Origin of the sequence: Dactylosporangium maewongense (assembly GCF_039531485.1) — a bacterium.
GTDB classification, from domain to species: Bacteria; Actinomycetota; Actinomycetes; order Mycobacteriales; family Micromonosporaceae; genus Dactylosporangium; species Dactylosporangium maewongense.
The window spans coordinates 407,881-425,775 of record NZ_BAAAQD010000002.1; the positions used below are offsets into that span (position 1 = coordinate 407,881).

The window sequence follows — 17,895 nt, forward strand, 5'->3', positions numbered from 1 at the left end:
TCGAAGAGCGCCCCCTCCCTACAGCAGGACCACTACGGAGCCCAGGGGTTCTCCACGGACCACGTGGTGTCCTCGGTGAAGCTGGTGGGGTTGTCCCACGCGTTCGGCCCGCCCGGCGTCGCCAGCCACAGCTCCGACGCCCGGTGGCGCAGGAACTGGCCGGGGAAGTTCCAGGCGGTCAGCCGCACCCCGCCGGTGCCCTGCTGGGCGCACCAGGTGGCGTCGGCCTTGAAGAGCGCCGAGTTGTCGTTCGGGTCCTTGCGCACCCGGAAGGCCTGGTGCCGCAGGTACTGGCCGGGGAAGTTGCGCGACTCGAAGGAGTAGCACGACGCGTCGGCCAGGCCGGGCACGATCCTCCAGGTCGCGTCCTGCTTGAGCAGCGTGCTGCTGTTGGCGTCGACGACCTCGGTGTAGCCCAGGCTGTTCTGGTGCCTGATGTACCGGGTGGTGCAGCACGGCGTCACGACCCGGAACGACCGGTACACGTTCGTCGGCAGCGTGGCCGGCGGCGGCGGGTTGGTCGAGGCGTTGATGAGCGCCTGGTTCGCCGCCCGGAACCGGGCCACGTCGACCTTCATCACCTGGCGGTCGTAGGTGAGGAAGCCGTTGCTCTCGTTCTCCACGTCGGTGATCTCGGTGTAGACCGACGCGGACAGGCCCGCCGGCATGCCGCCGGTGCGGAGCTGGTCGTACAGGCCGACGATGCGGTTGTTGAGGTTCGTGGCGTTGCCCTGGTCCTCGTAGCTGAACCCGTTGCCGGGCGACCACTCGTGACCGGAGACGCGAAGGCCCAGGCCGCCGAACTCGCCGAGCACCGCGGCGCGGGTCGCGGTCGGCAGCGTGGAGCCGGGACCGACGTAGATGTGGTTGTCGATCACGTCGCCGTTGCCGCCGTCGACGGAGCCGCAGCAGTTGACCCCGCTCATGTTGTTGACCAGGCGCGACGGGTCGTAGGCCTTGACGTCGTTGGCGATGCGGGCCTGGTCGTACTGCCCCCAGCCCTCGTTCTGGTCGACCCACATGACCAGCGACGGCGAGCTGCGGTGCTGGTCGATGATGCGGTGGTACTCGGCCTCCCACTGGGTCCGCGCGGCCGTCGTCGGGTTCTTGCCGGTCGGCATGGCGGGCATGTCCTGCCACACCAGGAGGCCGAGCTGGTCGGCGTGGTAGAACCAGCGCTGCGGCTCGACCTTGATGTGCTTGCGCACCATGTTGAAGCCGAGGTCCTTGTGCGCCTGCAGGTCGGAGCGCAGCGCGGCGTCGGTGGGCGCGGTGTAGACGCCGTCGGGCCAGTAGCCCTGGTCCAGCGTGCCGGACTGGAAGACGAACTGGCCGTTGAGCAGGATGCGCAGCTTGCCGTCGACGTTACCGATCGAGATCGACCGCATGCCGGCGTAGCTGCCGACCGAGTCCACGACCGTGGAGCCGCTCTTGAGGTCGACGCGGACGTTGTACAGGAATGGGTCGCTGGGCGACCAGCGGTGCGCGTTCGGCACCGGGACGCTGAACGCGGTGCCCGTCCCGCCGTTGGCGGTGCCGACCTGGGTGGTGCCGTCCAGGACGGTGGCGGTCACGGTGTGCCCGGACAGGCCGGCGCCCTGCACGTTGACCGACAGCGTGTTGTTCGACAGGTTCGGCACCAGGTCCACACGGGTGATCCGGGCCGTCGGGGTCGGCTCCAGCCAGACCGTTTGCCAGATGCCGGAGACGCCGGTGTAGAAGATGCCGCCGCCCGCGTGTGGGAGCACGTCGTTGCGGCGCTGCTTGCCGACCGCCTGGGTGCCCGCGTCGGTCGGGTCGTAGACGCCCACGATGATCGTGTTGGTGCCGCCGTTGAGCAGGCTCGTGATGTCGTAGGTGAAGGCGTCGTAGCCGCCGCTGTGCACGGCGCCGGCCTGCGTGCCGTTGACCCATACGGTGGTCTGGAAGTCGACCGCGCCGAAGTTGAGCTGGACCCGGCGCCCGGCCCAGCCGGACGGGACGGTGAAGGTGCGCTTGTACCAGAGCCGGTCGTTCTCCGTGACCTTGCGCTGGATGCCGGACAGCGCGGACTCGACCGGGAACGGGACGCGGATCTGCTCGCCGAACGTGCCGGGCGGGCTGGTCTGGCCGCTGCCGGTGACCGCGAAGTCCCAGATGCCGTTGAGGTTCTGCCAGTCGGTGCGGGTCAGCTGCGGGCGTGGGTACTCCGGCAGCGGGTTCGCCGTGGGCACCGAATTGGTCCACGGGGTGGTCATCGGCGGCGTCTTCGGAGTCCATGCGCTCGCGGGGGCGGCCGTGACGATCACGGTGCCCGCCGTGGCCAGCAACGGTGCCAGCGCGAGCGCGAACCATCTGGAGAGCTTCATACGAGTGGCTCCTCGAGGTATGCGTCAGCCCCGGTGGCGGCCGAGGCTGATCCGTGGGGACATACGTCCCCACGGACCAACACATAACCTCACGATCCAACGAAGAGTGTCAAGAGTCACTCATCAATATCCCGCACAAGCGCGGGAAAGGACCGCACATTTTCCAACATCAGGCGCCGATGAGTTCGAACTTCTCCCAGGGGCCGATCGCGTCGCGGTTCGCGATGAGCGAGCCGGCGCCGTTGTTCTCCGCCACGACGTACTTGCTGTTCACCGTCGCCTGCAGGCTCTCGCTGCCGTCGGCGTTGCGGATCAGGTTGAACGTCTCCCACGACCCGGCGGTGGGGCGGTTGGCCAGGAGCGGGTTCGCGCCGCCGTTCTCCGCGCAGACGAACTGGCCGTTCGCCTTCGACTTCAGGGCGACCTTGCCGCCGCCGAGGTCGACCAGCTCGAACTGCTGAGCGGTGCCGATCGTCGCCGAGTTGGCGATCAGCGCGGTGGTCGCGTTCGCCGCCGTCACGTACTGGTTGTTCGCCAGCGACCGGAGGCTGACCGTCGGCCCGGTGCTGACGGTGCCGGTCGTGAACGTGAACGCGTCGACGTCGAACAGGTAGCCCGTGCCGCCCTTGAACACCAGGTACAGCGTGGTGGCCGTGGCCGGGCCGGCGGCCAGGTTCGCCGTCACGTTCGCGAACGTCTCCCAGCCCCCGGTCGGGGCGACCGTGGCGGTGCCGAGCAGCGTCCCGGTCGGCGAGCCGGCCCGGACCTCGATCGTGCCGCCGGCGCCGGCCGAGGACACCCGCGCGGTGAACTGGGTGACGTTGTTCAGCAGGTACGGCGTGTAGGCGATCCAGTCGCCGTTCTCGATGAAGCCGGCGGTGTTGCCACCCTCGGCCGCGGCGTGCGGGGCGATCTGCACGCCCGACTGGCTGCTGTAGTGCTCACCCTGCCGGTGCTTCGGCTGCAGGGTGCGGATGACGTGCGTGGTCAGGCCGCCGTTGTCGGTGTACGCCGCGTCGAAGACGCCGTAGATGTTCGCCGACGCGTCGTGCTCGCCGTCCACCGGCACCGTGATCGAGCCGGTGCAGCCGGTCTTCGAGGTGATCTGGTGGGCGTGGCTGTCGTGCCCCAGCGAGTAGGTCATGCTGACCTTGGCGCAGTTGATCGTGCCGTCCTCGGGATCGGTGACGCTGATCGTGAAGGGCACCGTGTCGCCGAAGTTGAACAGCTGGCCGTCCGCAGGGAGCGTCAGCGTCACCTTGGGCGCGGTGTTGCCGACGGTCACGACGGTGCTCGCCGAGCCGGTGAGCCCCTGCGGATCCTTGACGGTCAGCGTCGGGGTCTTCGTGCCGTTGGTGGTGTAGGTGTACGTGGGGTTCGCGGCCGTCGAGTCGGTGGTGCCGTTGCCGTCGAAGTCCCAGGCGTAGGTGAGCGCGCCGCCCTCCGGGTCCGAGCTGCCGGACGAGGAGAAGCTCACCGTCAGCGGGGCGGGGCCGGACGTCACCGACGCCGTGATCTTCGCCGTCGGGGCACGGTTGCCGCCGCCGATGTACTCCACCCGGTACAGCGCCTGGTTGTTGCTGCCGGTGCCGTAGTCGAGCACGTACAGCGCGCCGTCCGGGCCGAACGCCATGTCCATGACCTGGGTGCCGGCCCACGGGAATGTGGAGATCTCACCGGGGGAGCCGTCGGCGTTGACCTTGATCGGCTTGATCCAGCGGCGGCCGTACTCGCCGGCGAAGAACTGGCCGTCGAGGGTCTGCGGGAACTTCACGGCCGAGTTGAGGCCGGCGTTGTAGCGGTACACCGGGCCGCCCATCGGCGACTCGGAGCCGCCGCCGAACTCCGGCGGGGTCGAGTCGAACCCGTAACGGATCCAGCTCGGCTTGGCCGCGGGCAGCGTGGTCAGACCGGTGTTGCGGAACGAGTTGTTCGTCGGGCCGCCGGTGCAGTTGTACTTGGGACCGGTGGTGTTGGTGGCGAAGTTCCACTCGTTGTAGGTCTCGGCCGTGGTGTTCGTGCCGGTGCAGTACGGCCAGCCGTAGTTGCCGGGGCCGGTGATCCGGTTGAACTCGACCTGCCCGCCGGGACCGCGGTTGGGGTCGGCGGCGCCCGCGTCAGGGCCGTAGTCGCCCAGGTAGACGATGCCGGTCGGCTTGTCCACGCTCATCCGGAACGGGTTGCGCAGACCCATCGCGTAGATCTCGGGACGGGTCTTCGCGGTGCCCGGGGCGAACAGGTTGCCCGACGGGATGGCGTACGTGCCGTCCGTGTTCGGCTTGATCCGCAGGACCTTGCCCCGCAGGTCGTTGGTGTTGGCCGAGGACCGCTGCGCGTCGAACTGCGGGTTGCGGTTGGTCACCTCGTCGATCGGCGCGTAGGAGCCGGACTCGAACGGGTTGGTGTCGTCACCCGTGGTCAGGTACAGGTTGCCGGCCGCGTCGAAGTCGATGTCGCCGCCGACGTGGCAGCACTGGCCACGGTCGTTGTTCACGGTCATGACGATCTTCTCGCTGGCGAGGTCCAGCGTGTTGTCGGCCTTCATGGTGAAGCGGGACAGGTTGAGGTGCCCCTGCCACGGCGCGAAGTCCGCCGCGGTGCCCGTCTTCGGCGCGTCGCCGGCCGGGGTGGACAGCGTCGGCGAGTAGTACAGCCAGACCCAGCGGTTGGTGGCGAAGCCGGGGTCGACGGCGACGCCCTGCAGGCCTTCCTCGTCGTGGGTGTAGACCGACAGCTTGGCGGCCTGCTTGGTGTTGCCGGCGGCGTCGGTGACGCGGACTGTGCCGTCACGGGCCGTGTGGATCACCGTGCGGTCGGGCATCACCGCCAGGGACATCGGCTCGCCGAGCTCGGCGCTGCCGAGGGCCAGCTGGACGTGCTGATAGTCGGAGGCGGGGAGGGGGATGGCCGAGGCGGCGGGCGCGTGGACGAACGCGGCCGCTGCGGAGCTGCCGGCGGCGAGCGTGGCCGCGGTGAGCAGCCTTCTCCACCGGCGCTGGGATGGTGCCATGCGGGGTGTCCTTCCTGGGCTGATGGGGGTGCCAGCCAGGCAAGACGCGCGCCGATCGCGCTACCTGAGGACCGCTCGCGACCGGGGCGCCGACCCTTCGCGCGCGCGGGCGGGAACTAACTGCGCGGTGGATGGCGGCCACCGTGTTAGTTATCAGAGCTAACTAACCATCGCGGGTCACAAACGGCAATGCCGAGTTTTTCGAGATGCGGCATTTCTGTCGTTCTACGGAAAACTCATGGCAGTCGATGTGCACATTGAGAACCCCTGAGGTTTGTCGTTATAAAACCGTGACCTCTTACAAGATTGCTCACATGTGGTAACCGTCACACGCGATTTTTGTCCGTCTTTACGTGCTTTGGAGCGCGGTCACGCGCTGGAAACGCTCCGGTAACCGATCACGGAACGTAAGAATTCTGGACTTGAGCCGTTACCGGCGAGTAACTACGGGCCTTGTCCGCGCTCGACGCAGGCGGCAACATCGTCCGCACGCCCCAATCCCCGGTTCCACCCCCTGCGCACGCAGGGCCGGCCGGGGCGTCGAGACACCCAGGCCGGTGCGAGCGCCCGCAGTGACAGGAGCGCAGCACCGCACGCACCCCCGCGACCCAAGAGGAGCTTCTCGTGTCCGTAGCTCAGGGCAGCGCGGTGAAGGGCCGCACGCGATGGAAGCGTTTCGCAACCGTCGTCGTGCCTTCCGCCTTCATCGCCGGCGCCATCGTCTTCGGCCAGGCGACCGGCGCGATCGCCGCGTCGTTCAGCGTCTCCGGCCAGCAGTTCAAGGTCTCCGCCGACAAGCTCGAGGGCACCGGCTTCGTCCAGTACGGCGGCCTCGCCACGGAGAAGGGCGGCAACCCCGCCAACCCGGCCGACCCGAAGAACCACTTCGTCGCGGTCTCGGGCATCAAGTCCGCCAAGCTCTACAACCTGTGCCAGTCGGTGAAGGTCCCCGGCCTGCCCGTCAGCATGGTGATCCACGCCGGTCAGGCCGCGGGCGCCCCGGCCGAGGCGACCGACCTGCTGATCGACCTGACGTCGCTCAAGGGTGACGCCACGTTCGAGAACATCCAGATCGGCATCGACGCGTCGGACCTGAGCAAGGGCGGCCCGAACGCCAAGGGCCTGCAGGGCAGCTTCGCCCAGCAGGCGGACAGCGTGGTCATCACCAACCTGAAGCAGGTCGCCTGGTCGACCACGGCCGGCACGTTCAAGCTGACCGGTCTCGACCTGAGCCTCTCCACCGGTGGCACCCCCTTCGAGTGCTTCTAGCCTCACCGCCTGGGCCCGCGGCGTCACACCCGCGGGCCCAGTTGTTTGCAGTCAGTCTTTTCAGCTGGAGGGCTCCGTGACCACTCCCCACCCTTCGCACGTCAAGCGCCGTGCCGGTGGCTTCAGCAAGTGGCGCGACTCGCGTCCTTTCTGGGGTGGGTTGTTCCTGCTCTTGTCGGGGCTGGAACTGTTCCTCAGCGCAAACCTGCAGCTCGCCCTTGAGGTCCATTTCGGTCCGACGGGCTTCCTGTCCTACGTCATTCCCGCGATGCTGCTGCTGTGCGGTCTGCTGACCTGGCTGTCGCCGGCGCAGCGGCTGTTCTACGGCATCCTGGGCACCCTCACCGCGCTGTACTCGATCATCGGGCTCAACCTGGGCGGCTTCTTCCTCGGCATGACCTTCGGCGTCATCGGCGGCGGCCTGGCCGCCTCCTGGTCGCCCGGGACCCCCGCGGAGCCCACCACCGCCGAAGATGACGACACGGCGACCTACGAGCCGGCGGAGCTCGACGACCTGCTCAGCAACGAGCCGGACGAGCCGGCCGGCTACGAGCGCCCGTCGCTGCGCAAGGAGACCGACGCCGGTCATGACATCGCTCATGACGAGCCGACCCGGGAGCAGCCCCTCCCCCGGCATTCGTCGGGCGTGTTGACCGACTCGCTGCCGATCTCCCAGCGCAGCCCCCTGCACGACGCGCCGTCCTACGAGGCGCCTTCCTACGGTGGTGCCGGCAGCGCCGACGACGAGCGGCCGCCGTCGGGCAACGACGACCTGCCGAGGCGGCGCGGGCTCGGCATCCCGCTGTTCGCGCTGCTGCTCACCGGCACCGTCGCGGGATCGGCCCTGTTCGGCGCGGCCCACGGCGGCACGCCGGCGTTCGCGGCGCCGGCCGCCTGCGCCTCCCCGTCGGTGAAGCCGAGCACCGGCACCCAGCCGGCGCCCAGCGGCGGCGCCACGTCGGCACCCGCTCCGGCATCGCCGAGCCCGAGCCCGTCGCCGACCAAGACCGCGGAGGAGAAGCCGGGCCTGCTCGACTGGCTCGGCGGCCTCTTCGGCGGCGGCGACGACAAGAAGGCCGAGACCACCGCGTCGGCGACCGCGGCCCCGCCCGCGGCGCAGGCGGAGACGACCGCGTCCCCGGCCGCGCCGGCCACGACCTCGACGGCGACGAAGTCGCCCTCGAAGGCACCGTGCGCGAGCGCGTCGGCCACCCCGAACGACAAGAAGGCCCAGGTCGCGGCCGGTCAGCCCTTCGTGGCGTCGGCGCCGTCCATCCTCATCGCCGACCAGATGACGATGGACAGCCTCGTCTACGACGGCGTGGCGGAGCTGACGAAGAAGGACGGCAGCAAGGTCAAGGTGCTGGCGTTCAGCATGAAGAACTCGGTGTCGACCCCGTTCGAGCTGCGGACCCCCGGAGCGCCGAAGCTGCTGCTGACGAAGAGCAGCAAGCTGACCGTCGAGGGCGACGTGAAGTTCTACACGTCGAAGTTCTCCGCGAACGTGCTGGGCATCCTGCCGCTGACCTTCACCCCGTCGTTCCCGCCGCCGCCGATCCCGCTGCCGGGGTACTACACCAACTGCAACATCGAGCTGGTCTACGTGCAGTCCAACGTCCTGCGGGCGCCCGGGCTGAGCATCGCCTACGCGTCCTGATCAGGTGGTGGGAGTCGATAGGTCACCGGGGTCTCCGACAACCTGATCGGGGACGCCACCGACCTGGCACCGTCGACTTCCACCACCGGCGCGAGCCCCAGCCGCTCCGCCAGCGCGATCCCCTCCGCCACCGTGTTCACCGGCCCGCACGGCACCCCCACCGTGTGCAGCAGCTCGATCCAGTGCGTTTTCGGCCGCTGTACCGTCACCGCCTCGATCCTGTCGACGAGGTCCTGCCGGTGCGCGACCCGGCCGGCGTTCGTGGCGAACCGGGGGTCCGGCGCCAGCTCAAGCGCCGCTGAGAGCCGCTCGAACTGCCGGTCGTTGCCCACCGCCACCGCGAACTCGCCGTCGCTCGCCCGCAGCGTCTCGTAGGGCGCGATGCTCGGGTGCCGGTTGCCCATCCGCTGCGGCACGACGCCGGCGTTCAGGTGGGCGGAGGCCTGGTTGACCAGCCCGGCGAGCAGGCTGGACAGCAGGTCCACCTCGACCCGCTGCCCCCGGCCGGTCCGCTCCCGGGCGTAGAGCGCCGCCAGGACGCCCGCGGTCAGCTGCTGGCCGGCGAGCACGTCCACCAGCGCGACGCCCACCTTCGTCGGCGCGCCCGCCGGGTCGCCCGTGATCGACATCAGGCCGCCGACCGCCTGCACGAGGAAGTCGTACCCGGGAGAGTGGTGCTGCCGGCCGAAGCCGGTGACGCTGGCGTAGACGAGCCTGGGATTGCCGATCTGCTCGTAGCCCAGACCGAAGCGCTCCATCGTGCCGGGAGCGAAGTTCTCCACCAGTACATCGGCCGCCGACGCCAACTCGAGCGCCTGTCGCCGGCCGTCGTCGGTGCCCAGATCCAGCGCCAGCCCGCGTTTGTTGCGGTTGACGGACAGGAAGTAGGTCGAGCGCCCGTCGGCGGTGAACGGCGGCCCCCACGACCTGGTGTCGTCGCCCGCGCCGGGCCGCTCCACCTTGACGACGTCGGCGCCGAGGTCGCCGAGCGTCATGGTGGCGATCGGCCCGGCGAGGACTCTGGAGAAGTCCGCGACGAGGATGCCGTCGAGGGGGCCCACGCTCTAGATTCTCTGCAGTGCGGCCCGCAGCGGGTCCAGGCCCAGCGAGCCGAGGTTGAGCGCGTCGCGGTGGAAGGCCTTCAGGTCGAAGGCGGCGCCCTTGCGGGCCCGGGCGTCGTCGCGGGCGGCGAGCCAGGCGCGCTCGCCGAGCTTGTACGCCGGCGCCTGGCCGGGCCAGCCCAGGTAGCGGTTGAGCTCGAAGCGCAGGCTCTTCTCCTCGACCCGGCAGTGCGCGCGCAGGAACTCCCAGCCCAGCTCCGGGGTCCACCGCTCGCCCGGCGCGAAGCCGAACGGGTTGTCGCGGGGGATCTCCAGCTCCAGGTGCATGCCGATGTCGATGATCACCCGGACGGCGCGGAACGCCTGGCCGTCGAGCATGCCGAGCTTGTCGCCCGGGTCGGCGAGGTAGCCCAGCTCGTCCATGAGCCGCTCCGCGTAGAGCGCCCAGCCCTCGCCGTGGCCGGACGACCACGCCAGGATCCGGCGCCACCGGTTGAGCAGCTCGGCCCGCACGTACGTCTGCCCGATCTGCAGGTGATGGCCGGGGACGCCCTCGTGGTAGACCGTGGTGACCTCGCGCCAGGTGGAGAACTCCTCGATGCCCTGCGGCACCGCCCACCACATGCGGCCCGGGCGGGAGAAGTCCTCGCTCGGGCCGGTGTAGTAGATGCCGCCGTCGGACGTCGGCGCCAGCATGCACTCGATCTGCCGGACCTGCTCGGGGATGTCGAAGTGCCGCCCGTGCAGCTCGCTCACGGTCGCGTCGGCGAGCGACTGCATCCAGTCGCGGAACGCCTCCTTGCCGCGGATCGTGCGGGCCGGGTCGGCGTCGAGCGCGGCGACCGCGTCGTCGACCGAGCCGCCGGGCACGATCTTGTCGGCGACGGTGCGCATCTCGCTCTCGAGGCGGGCGAGCTCCTCGAAGCCCCACGCGTACGCCTCGTCGAGGTCGACGGTGGCGCCGAGGAAGTAGCGGGAGGCGAGCTGGTAGCGCTCGCGCCCGGCGGCCTCCTTCTCCCGGCCCAGCGGCGCCAGCTCGCGGCGCAGGAACTCCGCGTGCGCGACGGTCGCGGCGCGGGCCGCCACCGCGTTGCGCGCCAGCTCCTCGGCGAGCGTGGTCTTGTTGCCGGCGCCGACCTTCGCGGCCAGGTCCGGGTAGAAGTTGTCACCCTCGGGATCGGCCCAGACCTCGCACTGCTTGGCGACCTCGATGATCTGCCGGGCCGGCGCGACGTGCCCCTGCTGCGCGGCGTGCAGCAGGGAGCGCTGCCACTGGTCCAGCGCGACCGGTACCTCGGCCAGGCGGTCGCGGACGTTGGTCGCGGCCTCCTCGCCCTCGGTCGCCATGAGGTCGAACGAGCTCCGCACCCCGTGCAGCGGGCTGGAGATGACGTTGATGTCGCTGGTCATGTCGCCGGCCTCGAACCGCTCCAGGGCGAGCCCCAGGCGCTCCTGCATGGCCTCCCTGGCCACCCGCTCGCTCTCGCTGGTGGGCGTCTGCGCCGCGAGGGCGGCCAGGGTGCGCCGATCCAGGTCGGCGAGGGCTGCGAAACCGTCGGGCGACAGGTCGGTCAACCTGTCGTCATACCCGGCCACTCCGACGAAGGTCGCCCCGGTCGGGTCGAGGGGCGCCCACTGCTCGACATAGCTGTTGGCGATGTCATCGATAGATCCCACGCGCCGACCCTACGGGACTGCGTCCGGCGCTGTCGCCTTTGTCGAGGCCAATTCGCAACTGGTGGACTGACCTGCGCCCAGACGTCCGAAATCCGCGCGACTTTTTGTTTTCGACGGGAGCAAAGTAAGGCCCATGACGTCTCCTGCTCCTGACGCGTCCCGCTGGCTTCCGGCCTTCCTGGCCGTCGCCCTGATCTGGGGCACCAGCTTCATGTTCATCAAGGACGCGCTGGTCGAGCTCGAGCCGGTGTACGTCGCCGGCTACCGGATCCTTCTCGGTGCGCTCACCCTGCTGATCTTCCTGTTCGCCCGCGGCCTGCGCCCGCCGCGAGGGCTCCGCCTCTGGGTCCACCTGTTCGTCTACGCGACCGTCGCCACCACGGTGCCCTTCACGCTCTTCGGCTACGCGGAGCAGCGGGTCCCGTCGGTCCTCGCCGGCATCTGGAACGGCACCGCCCCGCTCACCACGCTCGTCGTGACCCTGGTCGCGATGCGGTCCGAGCGCCCCTCCCGGCGGCAGATCCTCGGACTTCTCGCCGGTTTCGCCGGTGTACTGGTGGTCCTCGGCGTCTGGAACGGGGTGGGCGGCTCGTCGCTGGCCGGCCAGCTGATGCTCCTCGGCGCGGTCACCTGCTACGGCATCGCGTTCAACTACACCCGCTGGCTCATGAAGAACTTCGAGCTGTCGGCCCTGCAGCTGTCGGTCGGTCAGCTCACCATGTCGACGCTGCAGCTGCTGGTCGCGGCGCCGCTGATCGCCGGGGCGCCGCCGTCGCCGCTGTCGCACTCGCCGCGGGTCTACCTGGCGGTCGTCGCGCTCGGCGTGTTCGGCACCGGGATCGCCTTCGCCCTGAACAACCACGTCGTGCGGACCGCCGGGATCACCACCGGCTCGATGGTGACCTACCTGCCGCCCTTCGTCGGCGCCGTGGCCGGCGTCGTCGTCCTGCACGAGCACCTGACCTGGAACCAGCCGGTCGGCGGCATCATCGTCCTGTGCGGCGTCGGCATCTCGCAGGGGCTATTTGTGCGATTGGGTCCAGCTTTTAAGGTCGGCGGCCGGAAGCGTGTTGACGATCCGGTCGAGCGGCACCCCGCAGGCGACGGCACGCGCGCAGCCGTTTGACAGCCAGTCGAGCTGCCCGGGCGCGTGCGCGTCGGTGTCGATCGAGAATTTGCACCCCGTCTCGAGCGCGACCCGAAGCAGGCGCTTCGGCGGGTCGAGCCGCTCCGGCCGCGAGTTGATCTCGATCGCCTTGTCGTGCTCGACGGCCTTCTCGAAGACCTGCTCCGGATGGAACCGGCTTTCTGGCCTGGTGCCACGACCGCCCGTGATAAGGCGCCCGGTGCAGTGGCCCAGAATGTCCAGGTGCGGGTTGGCCAGAGCGGTGACCATGCGGCGGGTCATCACGTCCGGCTCGTCCTTCAGGTTGCTGTGCACCGACCCGACCACCACGTCGAGCCGCTCCAGCAGCTCGTCGGTCTGGTCGAGCGAGCCGTCGGCGAGGATGTCGACCTCGATGCCCGTCAGGATCCGGAACTGCATGCCCAGCTCCGCGAAGCCCGCGTTGAGGTCGGCGACCACGTCGAGCTGCTCGGCGAGCCGCTCCGCCGACAGCCCCCGGGCCACCGTCAGCCGCGGCGAGTGGTCGGTGAGCACCAGGTATTCGTGCCCGATCGCGGCCGCCGCCAGGGCCATCTCGTCGATCGGCGACCCGCCGTCGGACCAGTCCGAGTGCGCGTGACAGTCACCGCGCAGCGCCGCCAGCATCGCGGCGGTCGCCTCGTCGAGGTCCTGCCCGGCGGTCGACTCCAGGCGGCGCAGGTAGACCGGCTCCTCGCCGGCGAGCGACTCGACCACGCACCGGGCGGTCACCTCGCCGACGCCCTGCAGGTCCTTCAGCGTGCCGTTGCCCGCCCGCGCGGCCAGCTCGCCCTCCGGCAGCTTCGCCAGGGTCGCCGCCGCGCCGCGGAACGCGCGCACCCGGTAGGTCTTCTCGCCGGCTCGCTCCAGCAGGAACGCGATGCGCCGCAGATCGGCGAGCGGATCCCTCATGCTCTAGAAGGTAGTGCTCCTCGACGGCCGGTGCGCGACCACCGTCCGTGTCCTCGTCAGTGTCGCGAACGGGTTGGCGAACTGCAGCACCAAAGCCTTGTGCCGGGACTCCGGCCGGCAGGTGATCATCAGCAGCTGGTCGCCGCCGCGCACGTCCCAGAACGTGCCGTCGTGCACGCCCGCCGTGATCACCCCGTCGATGTGCAGCGCCCCCGGCCGCAGCCGCTTGGCCACCGCCGGCGCCTCGGACCGCGGCACGATCCTGATCGAGGCGATCTCCTCGACCGGCACCTCGACCCTTCCTGTCCCCGTCCACCAGCTGTCCAGCCCCTGCGGCTCGATGACCAGGGCCGTGTCGGTGACCGTCAGCTGCAGGTTTGTCGGAATTCTCATCAACGCGACCGGCCCAACCGTCATCAGACCCAAGACCGTCGCGAGCGCCAATCCGGTGCTCATAACCGCGAATGTACGCCCGTCAACGTTTCGTGTTGGCCGTTTCCGAAAATCATGACCGTTGGGAGTTGACATGCGAACGATCGACTGGATCGACGACGCCGTCGTCCTTATCGACCAGACCCTGCTGCCGTCCGAGCTGGTCCACCTCCGCCTGTCCACTGTGGATGAACTGGTCGACGCCATCAAACGCCTGGCCGTGCGCGGCGCACCGGCCCTCGGCGTGGCCGGCGCGATGGGCGTCGCCCTGGCGGCCGCCTCGTCCTCCGACCCCGCGGTCGTCCGCGACCTGGTGCACCGCCTGGCCACCGCCCGCCCGACCGCCGTCAATCTCGCCCGCGGCGTCGACCGCGCCGCCGCCCACCTGCCGTCCTTCCCCGCCGTGCTGGCCGAGGCGCTGCGCGTGCGCGACGAGGAGATCCATTCCTCCACCGAGATGGCCCGCCGCGGCGCCGACCTGGTCACCTCCCTCTGCGGCTCGTCCGCCCGCCTCCTGACCCACTGCAACACCGGCGCCCTGGCCACCGTCGTCGGCGGCACCGCCCTCGCCGTCGCCTTCGAGCTGCACCGCCGCGGCACCCTCGCGAGCGTCACCGCCAGCGAGACCCGCCCCCTCCTGCAGGGCGCCCGCCTGACCACCTGGGAGCTCGCCCGGGCCGGCATCCCCCACCGCCTGTCCGTCGACTCCGCCGGCCCCTTCCTCATGGCCCGCGGCGAGATCGACGCCGTCATCCTCGGCGCCGACCGCATCTGCGCCAACGGCGACGTGGTCAACAAGGTCGGCAGCTACGCCCACGCCCTGGGCGCCCGCGCCGCCGGCATCCCCTTCATCTGCGTCGCCCCCGAATCCACCGTCGACCTCTCCACCCCCACCGGCGCCGACGTGGAGATCGAGGACCGCGGCCCGGCCGAAGTCGTCGGCACCACCGCCCCTCCAGCCACCCCCGCGGTGAACCCCGCCTTCGACGTGACCCCCGCCTCCCTGGTCACCGCCATCGTCACCGACACCCGCATCTGGTACCCCACCCCACCCCGCCCTGCCCACCACGCCGCCGACTCCCCGCGCACCGCCCCCTCGCGCCTGCCCCACCCCGCAACCCACCCGGCACTCGAGCAATGACCACAAGTCGCACGCCCGCGTCGCCGCACAGGGACATCGCCGTGTCGTGAGTTGCTCCACTCAACTGGGAGACACATTGCGTTTATGCGTAGTGAAGCGCCGAGCCTGCCGCCGCTGTTCTGCTCGCGGCATCAGGCCGAGCCGCTGACCTGGCTTTACCTGCACCCGCACGACGAGTATCCGGCGACCGACCTCGCAGCCCGTCTCGGTGTCCCACTGTCGACCCTGCATCGCCGAGGCGCAGCGCCTGGCCGCCTCGGCCTTCCTGTGAACCCGACGATGCGATCGCCGCGGTAGCGGCAGGATGCTTCAGACGCCCTCGTTCAGCAGATCAAGGCGTCGCCCTTGGTGGCAATCTTCGACCGTGATGCCACCGACCAGCCCACGCCGGCGCTCGAACCGGGAAGGACTCAAGGCGCGGACTCCAACGCCAGCCATTGCTCGACAAGGCCGAGCGCACGCTGATCCCGGCCGTCGTGCTCTTCAAATCCACGTCCGCGGGTCCGGCGCCCTGCGGAGGCATCGCAGCTGGAGTACCCGGAGCTCCCGCGATGCAGACGTTGGTCAATGCCCCGGAATACTCCTTTTCCCGGATCGACGTTGCGCGATCCACCCCTATTTCAGAGATCGAACTGGGGGTGGATCGCGCAACGTCTATGGAGCAAAAGCCGCAAAGCGGGGCATTGACCAATGTCTGTCAAGGGAGTGTCGCGAGCAGCCGGGCTCGGGCCTGGACGGCCTGCGCGGTCAAAGCCTGAGCCGCGTGAGGCAGTGATCCCACATCTCGGTTCGAAGCTCAACTGGGACTAGCGATCTTGAAACGCCAAACGCCCGGTCGGTCTGTGGGGACCGCCGGGCGTCTGAGCTGGCCGAGTGCGGTGGCGCGGGGATTCGAACCCCGGGAAGGCTTGCACCTTCACACGCTTTCGAGGTCTGCCCACCCGCGTCCGGGAGCCGTCCCCACCGTCCGTGACCAGGTGCGGCAAGGTGACATGGACCGCCTGGGCCGCCGGTGGACGCTGGCGAATGAGACGACAACTGAGACGACCTCGATGGGTTGAAGGTTGGCTCTCGCGGCGGAGCGCGCGACCTCAGGCTTCCGGAATTTGCGGTACCCGCCGATAGCGAGCGGTCCGCGATCGTGGCTGGCCGGTCATCTCCACCAGACCCCGTTCCCGAAGCGCCTTCAAGGCGCGAAAGACCTGGTGCGGCTTCAGGCCGGTGCGCTCCTCGATCTCGCTTCGAGACGAACCTTCGGCGGAGAGCCCGGCCATCACTCGAGCCGAGTTCCGAGTCAGGTCGTCATCCGTCGTTACCGGCTCGTCAGTCTGTTCCGTCTGAAGCGGATCATTCGACGGAAGGCGATACGTTGTCGTGCCCCGCGTTCCCTCCTGTTCGATCAGGCCCCGCTCGACAAGGTCCCGTAGCTCGCGAGTGACCGTTCGGCTGTCCTGAACGCCGGTGGACGCTCGATAGGCGCTGTTCGTCATCACGACACCGTTTCGCATCATCACCAGGGCGCTCATTTGCGACCGCGACAGCGGCCGGTTGTCGAGAGACTGCAACCATTCGAGCGCTTCCTGGTCGAGCAGTGTGTGGTTCGGGAACTCTGCGGTGAACGATGAGACCGAGTCGGTGAAATGCGGTGGCTCCATGCCGGCCTCGGTGAGTGCGATCCGGATGCGGGTGATTCCGCTTCCGCGGTTCTCGCACACCATGTGACCGTCGAAGTACGGCGTGTCCTCCAGGATCTTGAGCAGGGCCTTGTTCCGTGATGACGTGACGCCGGTAATGCCCAGCACACCGACGTCGACCGGCCCGTAGAGCCCGCCGGGGTTACGGATCACGAGCCGATCGGGGTACATCTCGACCTGGACCTGCATGCCGCGTGCGAAGTCGGAGTAGTCGCGGTGGACCAGCGCGTTGACCAGCGCCTCGCGCAGGACCTCCTCGGGATACTCCCACTCGTCGATGCGGAAGATGCCAGAGATGATGCTGCGCCGCTTCATGTTGCGCTTCAGGATGCGCACGCACTCGTTCACGATGAACGGGATCGAGCCATCCACCGACCGGTTCTCGGTGAACCGTTCACCGGCGGGGCCCAGCACGCCGGGTTCGCTGGTGGGATAGGCGACGAAGGTGAGGTTGAGCTGGGGCTCGAAGGTCTACGGATAGACGCCGAACGCCAGCAAGCCGGCCAGCGTCGGCACGGACCTGCCGTCGTGAACGGTCAAGACGTTGAGCATGGTCAGAGCGCGCTCGTCGTCGACCTTTCGGAAGATCTCACCCCTGGTCTCGCGAATCCGGTGAAGAAATCGACCGAGTGCCTCCTGGTCCAGATCCGCGATGCTGGCATCTGACATCGCCCGGACGTCGTGCTTCTGCTCGGTACGGTTCGCGAGCAGCACAGCGACCTCGTAGTCGGTCAGCCGCCGGTCCCCATCACCGACCCGGATCCGTGACCCGGCCCAGGGTCCGAGGCTTCGCTTGTGGCACGGGCGCTGATCGCGTGGTGTCGGTGGCACGTAGCAGGCGACAACGTTCTTGCCATCGATGGCGACCGTAAAGATCTCCGCCCGGACGGCCGGCTCCATCTCGGAGCACACCGCGCCGATCTGGCTCTCCATCGCCCCGGCGTCGGTGACACCGACGGCGGCGAAGCCGGACTTTTCATCGACACCCAACAGGATGCAGCCACCCTGAGCGTTGGCGAACGCGCTGATCGTCTCCCAGAGTGTGGCGGGCAATCCCCCCTGGGACCGCTTGACCTAGCAGAGGAAGTGATCGTTGCCGAGCTGCTGTAGCTCGGTGAGCAGGGCAGGAACATCCGCCGGGATCATGCGTGCTTCCTCTCGCGGGCCTGTGCAACAGGCTGTAGTACAGAGCTGTGTTTTGTACTACAGCATGACACGGTCGGTGTAGTACAGCACGTTGCGTGTAGTACAGCGAGGGGCGACCGAAGTACAGGAGAGGATCGTCGACTGGTCGCCCTGGATGCTCCGTGGCCGCCAACGGTGCACAGAGCACCCTGCCACAACTGAGACGAAATGAGACTGGAATGCCGAACGCCCGGTCGTCTCCGTTAGGAGATGCCGGGCGTTCGTGCTGGCCGAGTGCGGTGGCGCGGGGATTCGAACCCCGGGAAGGCTTGCACCTTCACACGCTTTCGAGGCGTGCTCCTTAGGCCACTCGGACACGCCACCGCCGAGAAGGCTACCGGATGCCCATCCGCGTCTGCGCGGGG

The 17,895-nt window shown here is 69.1% G+C and carries 12 protein-coding genes and 1 tRNA gene; 4 read left to right on the forward strand and 9 right to left on the reverse strand.

Annotation, left to right across the window (positions count from 1 at the left end; genetic code table 11):
- Positions 1-32: 32 nt before the first annotated feature.
- Together ABD332_RS08720 and ABD332_RS08725 are read right to left on the reverse strand one after the other, a co-directional pair.
- Complete coding sequence (locus ABD332_RS08720; RefSeq protein WP_344501277.1) at positions 33-2,348, reverse strand: AbfB domain-containing protein; 2,316 nt, start codon at positions 2,346-2,348, stop codon at positions 33-35.
- A gap of 169 nt (positions 2,349-2,517) precedes the next feature.
- Positions 2,518-5,358: a PQQ-dependent sugar dehydrogenase gene (locus ABD332_RS08725; RefSeq protein WP_344501278.1), complete on the reverse strand. Its 2,841-nt coding sequence runs from the start codon at positions 5,356-5,358 to the stop codon at positions 2,518-2,520.
- Between the two features lie 624 nt (positions 5,359-5,982).
- Between ABD332_RS08725 and ABD332_RS08730 the strand changes: the two genes are divergently transcribed.
- Both ABD332_RS08730 and ABD332_RS08735 read left to right on the forward strand, forming a co-directional pair.
- Positions 5,983-6,627 carry a DUF6230 family protein gene (locus tag ABD332_RS08730; protein WP_344501279.1) on the forward strand — a complete coding sequence of 215 codons (645 nt, stop codon included), beginning with the start codon at positions 5,983-5,985 and terminating at the stop codon, positions 6,625-6,627.
- 76 nt (positions 6,628-6,703) lie between these two features.
- Positions 6,704-8,284: a DUF6114 domain-containing protein gene (locus ABD332_RS08735; RefSeq protein WP_344501280.1), complete on the forward strand. Its 1,581-nt coding sequence runs from the start codon at positions 6,704-6,706 to the stop codon at positions 8,282-8,284.
- Here the strand turns inward: ABD332_RS08735 and ABD332_RS08740 are convergent.
- Together ABD332_RS08740 and ABD332_RS08745 are read right to left on the reverse strand one after the other, a co-directional pair.
- A complete protein-coding gene (locus ABD332_RS08740; protein ID WP_344501281.1) occupies positions 8,272-9,345 on the reverse strand; it encodes a CaiB/BaiF CoA transferase family protein in 1,074 nt (357 codons plus the stop codon). The genes ABD332_RS08735 and ABD332_RS08740 overlap by 13 nt on opposite strands.
- Before the next feature lie 3 nt (positions 9,346-9,348).
- Positions 9,349-11,022, reverse strand: coding sequence for a DUF885 domain-containing protein (locus ABD332_RS08745; RefSeq protein WP_344501282.1), 1,674 nt, complete (start codon positions 11,020-11,022; stop codon positions 9,349-9,351).
- 133 nt (positions 11,023-11,155) lie between these two features.
- On the opposite strand from ABD332_RS08745, the gene ABD332_RS08750 reads away from it, so the two are divergent.
- On the forward strand, positions 11,156-12,148 hold the full coding sequence (locus ABD332_RS08750) for a DMT family transporter (RefSeq protein WP_344501283.1): 993 nt from the start codon (positions 11,156-11,158) through the stop codon (positions 12,146-12,148).
- Here the strand turns inward: ABD332_RS08750 and ABD332_RS08755 are convergent.
- Together ABD332_RS08755 and ABD332_RS08760 are read right to left on the reverse strand one after the other, a co-directional pair.
- Positions 12,044-13,078, reverse strand: a complete 1,035-nt coding sequence (locus ABD332_RS08755) for a PHP domain-containing protein (protein WP_344501284.1) — start codon at positions 13,076-13,078, stop codon at positions 12,044-12,046. The genes ABD332_RS08750 and ABD332_RS08755 overlap by 105 nt on opposite strands.
- 3 nt (positions 13,079-13,081) lie before the next feature.
- On the reverse strand, positions 13,082-13,471 hold the full coding sequence (locus ABD332_RS08760; RefSeq protein ID WP_344501285.1) for a hypothetical protein: 390 nt from the start codon (positions 13,469-13,471) through the stop codon (positions 13,082-13,084).
- A gap of 133 nt (positions 13,472-13,604) precedes the next feature.
- Here ABD332_RS08760 and mtnA point away from each other — a divergent pair, with 133 nt between their 5' ends.
- Positions 13,605-14,651 carry an S-methyl-5-thioribose-1-phosphate isomerase gene (gene mtnA, locus ABD332_RS08765; RefSeq protein ID WP_344501286.1) on the forward strand — a complete coding sequence of 349 codons (1,047 nt, stop codon included), beginning with the start codon at positions 13,605-13,607 and terminating at the stop codon, positions 14,649-14,651.
- Between the two features lie 1,091 nt (positions 14,652-15,742).
- Here mtnA and ABD332_RS08770 read toward each other — a convergent pair.
- The 3 genes from ABD332_RS08770 to ABD332_RS08780 all read right to left on the reverse strand — a co-directional run bounded on the left by ABD332_RS08770 (position 15,743) and on the right by ABD332_RS08780 (position 17,854).
- Entirely contained in the window at positions 15,743-16,759 is a 1,017-nt protein-coding gene (locus ABD332_RS08770) for an ATP-binding protein (protein WP_344501287.1), read from the reverse strand.
- Between the two features lie 57 nt (positions 16,760-16,816).
- Positions 16,817-17,398, reverse strand: coding sequence for an AlbA family DNA-binding domain-containing protein (locus tag ABD332_RS08775; RefSeq protein WP_344501288.1), 582 nt, complete (start codon positions 17,396-17,398; stop codon positions 16,817-16,819).
- Positions 17,399-17,767: 369 nt separating this feature from the next.
- A tRNA-Ser gene (locus ABD332_RS08780) sits at positions 17,768-17,854 on the reverse strand.
- Between the last annotated feature and the right edge of the window lie 41 nt (positions 17,855-17,895).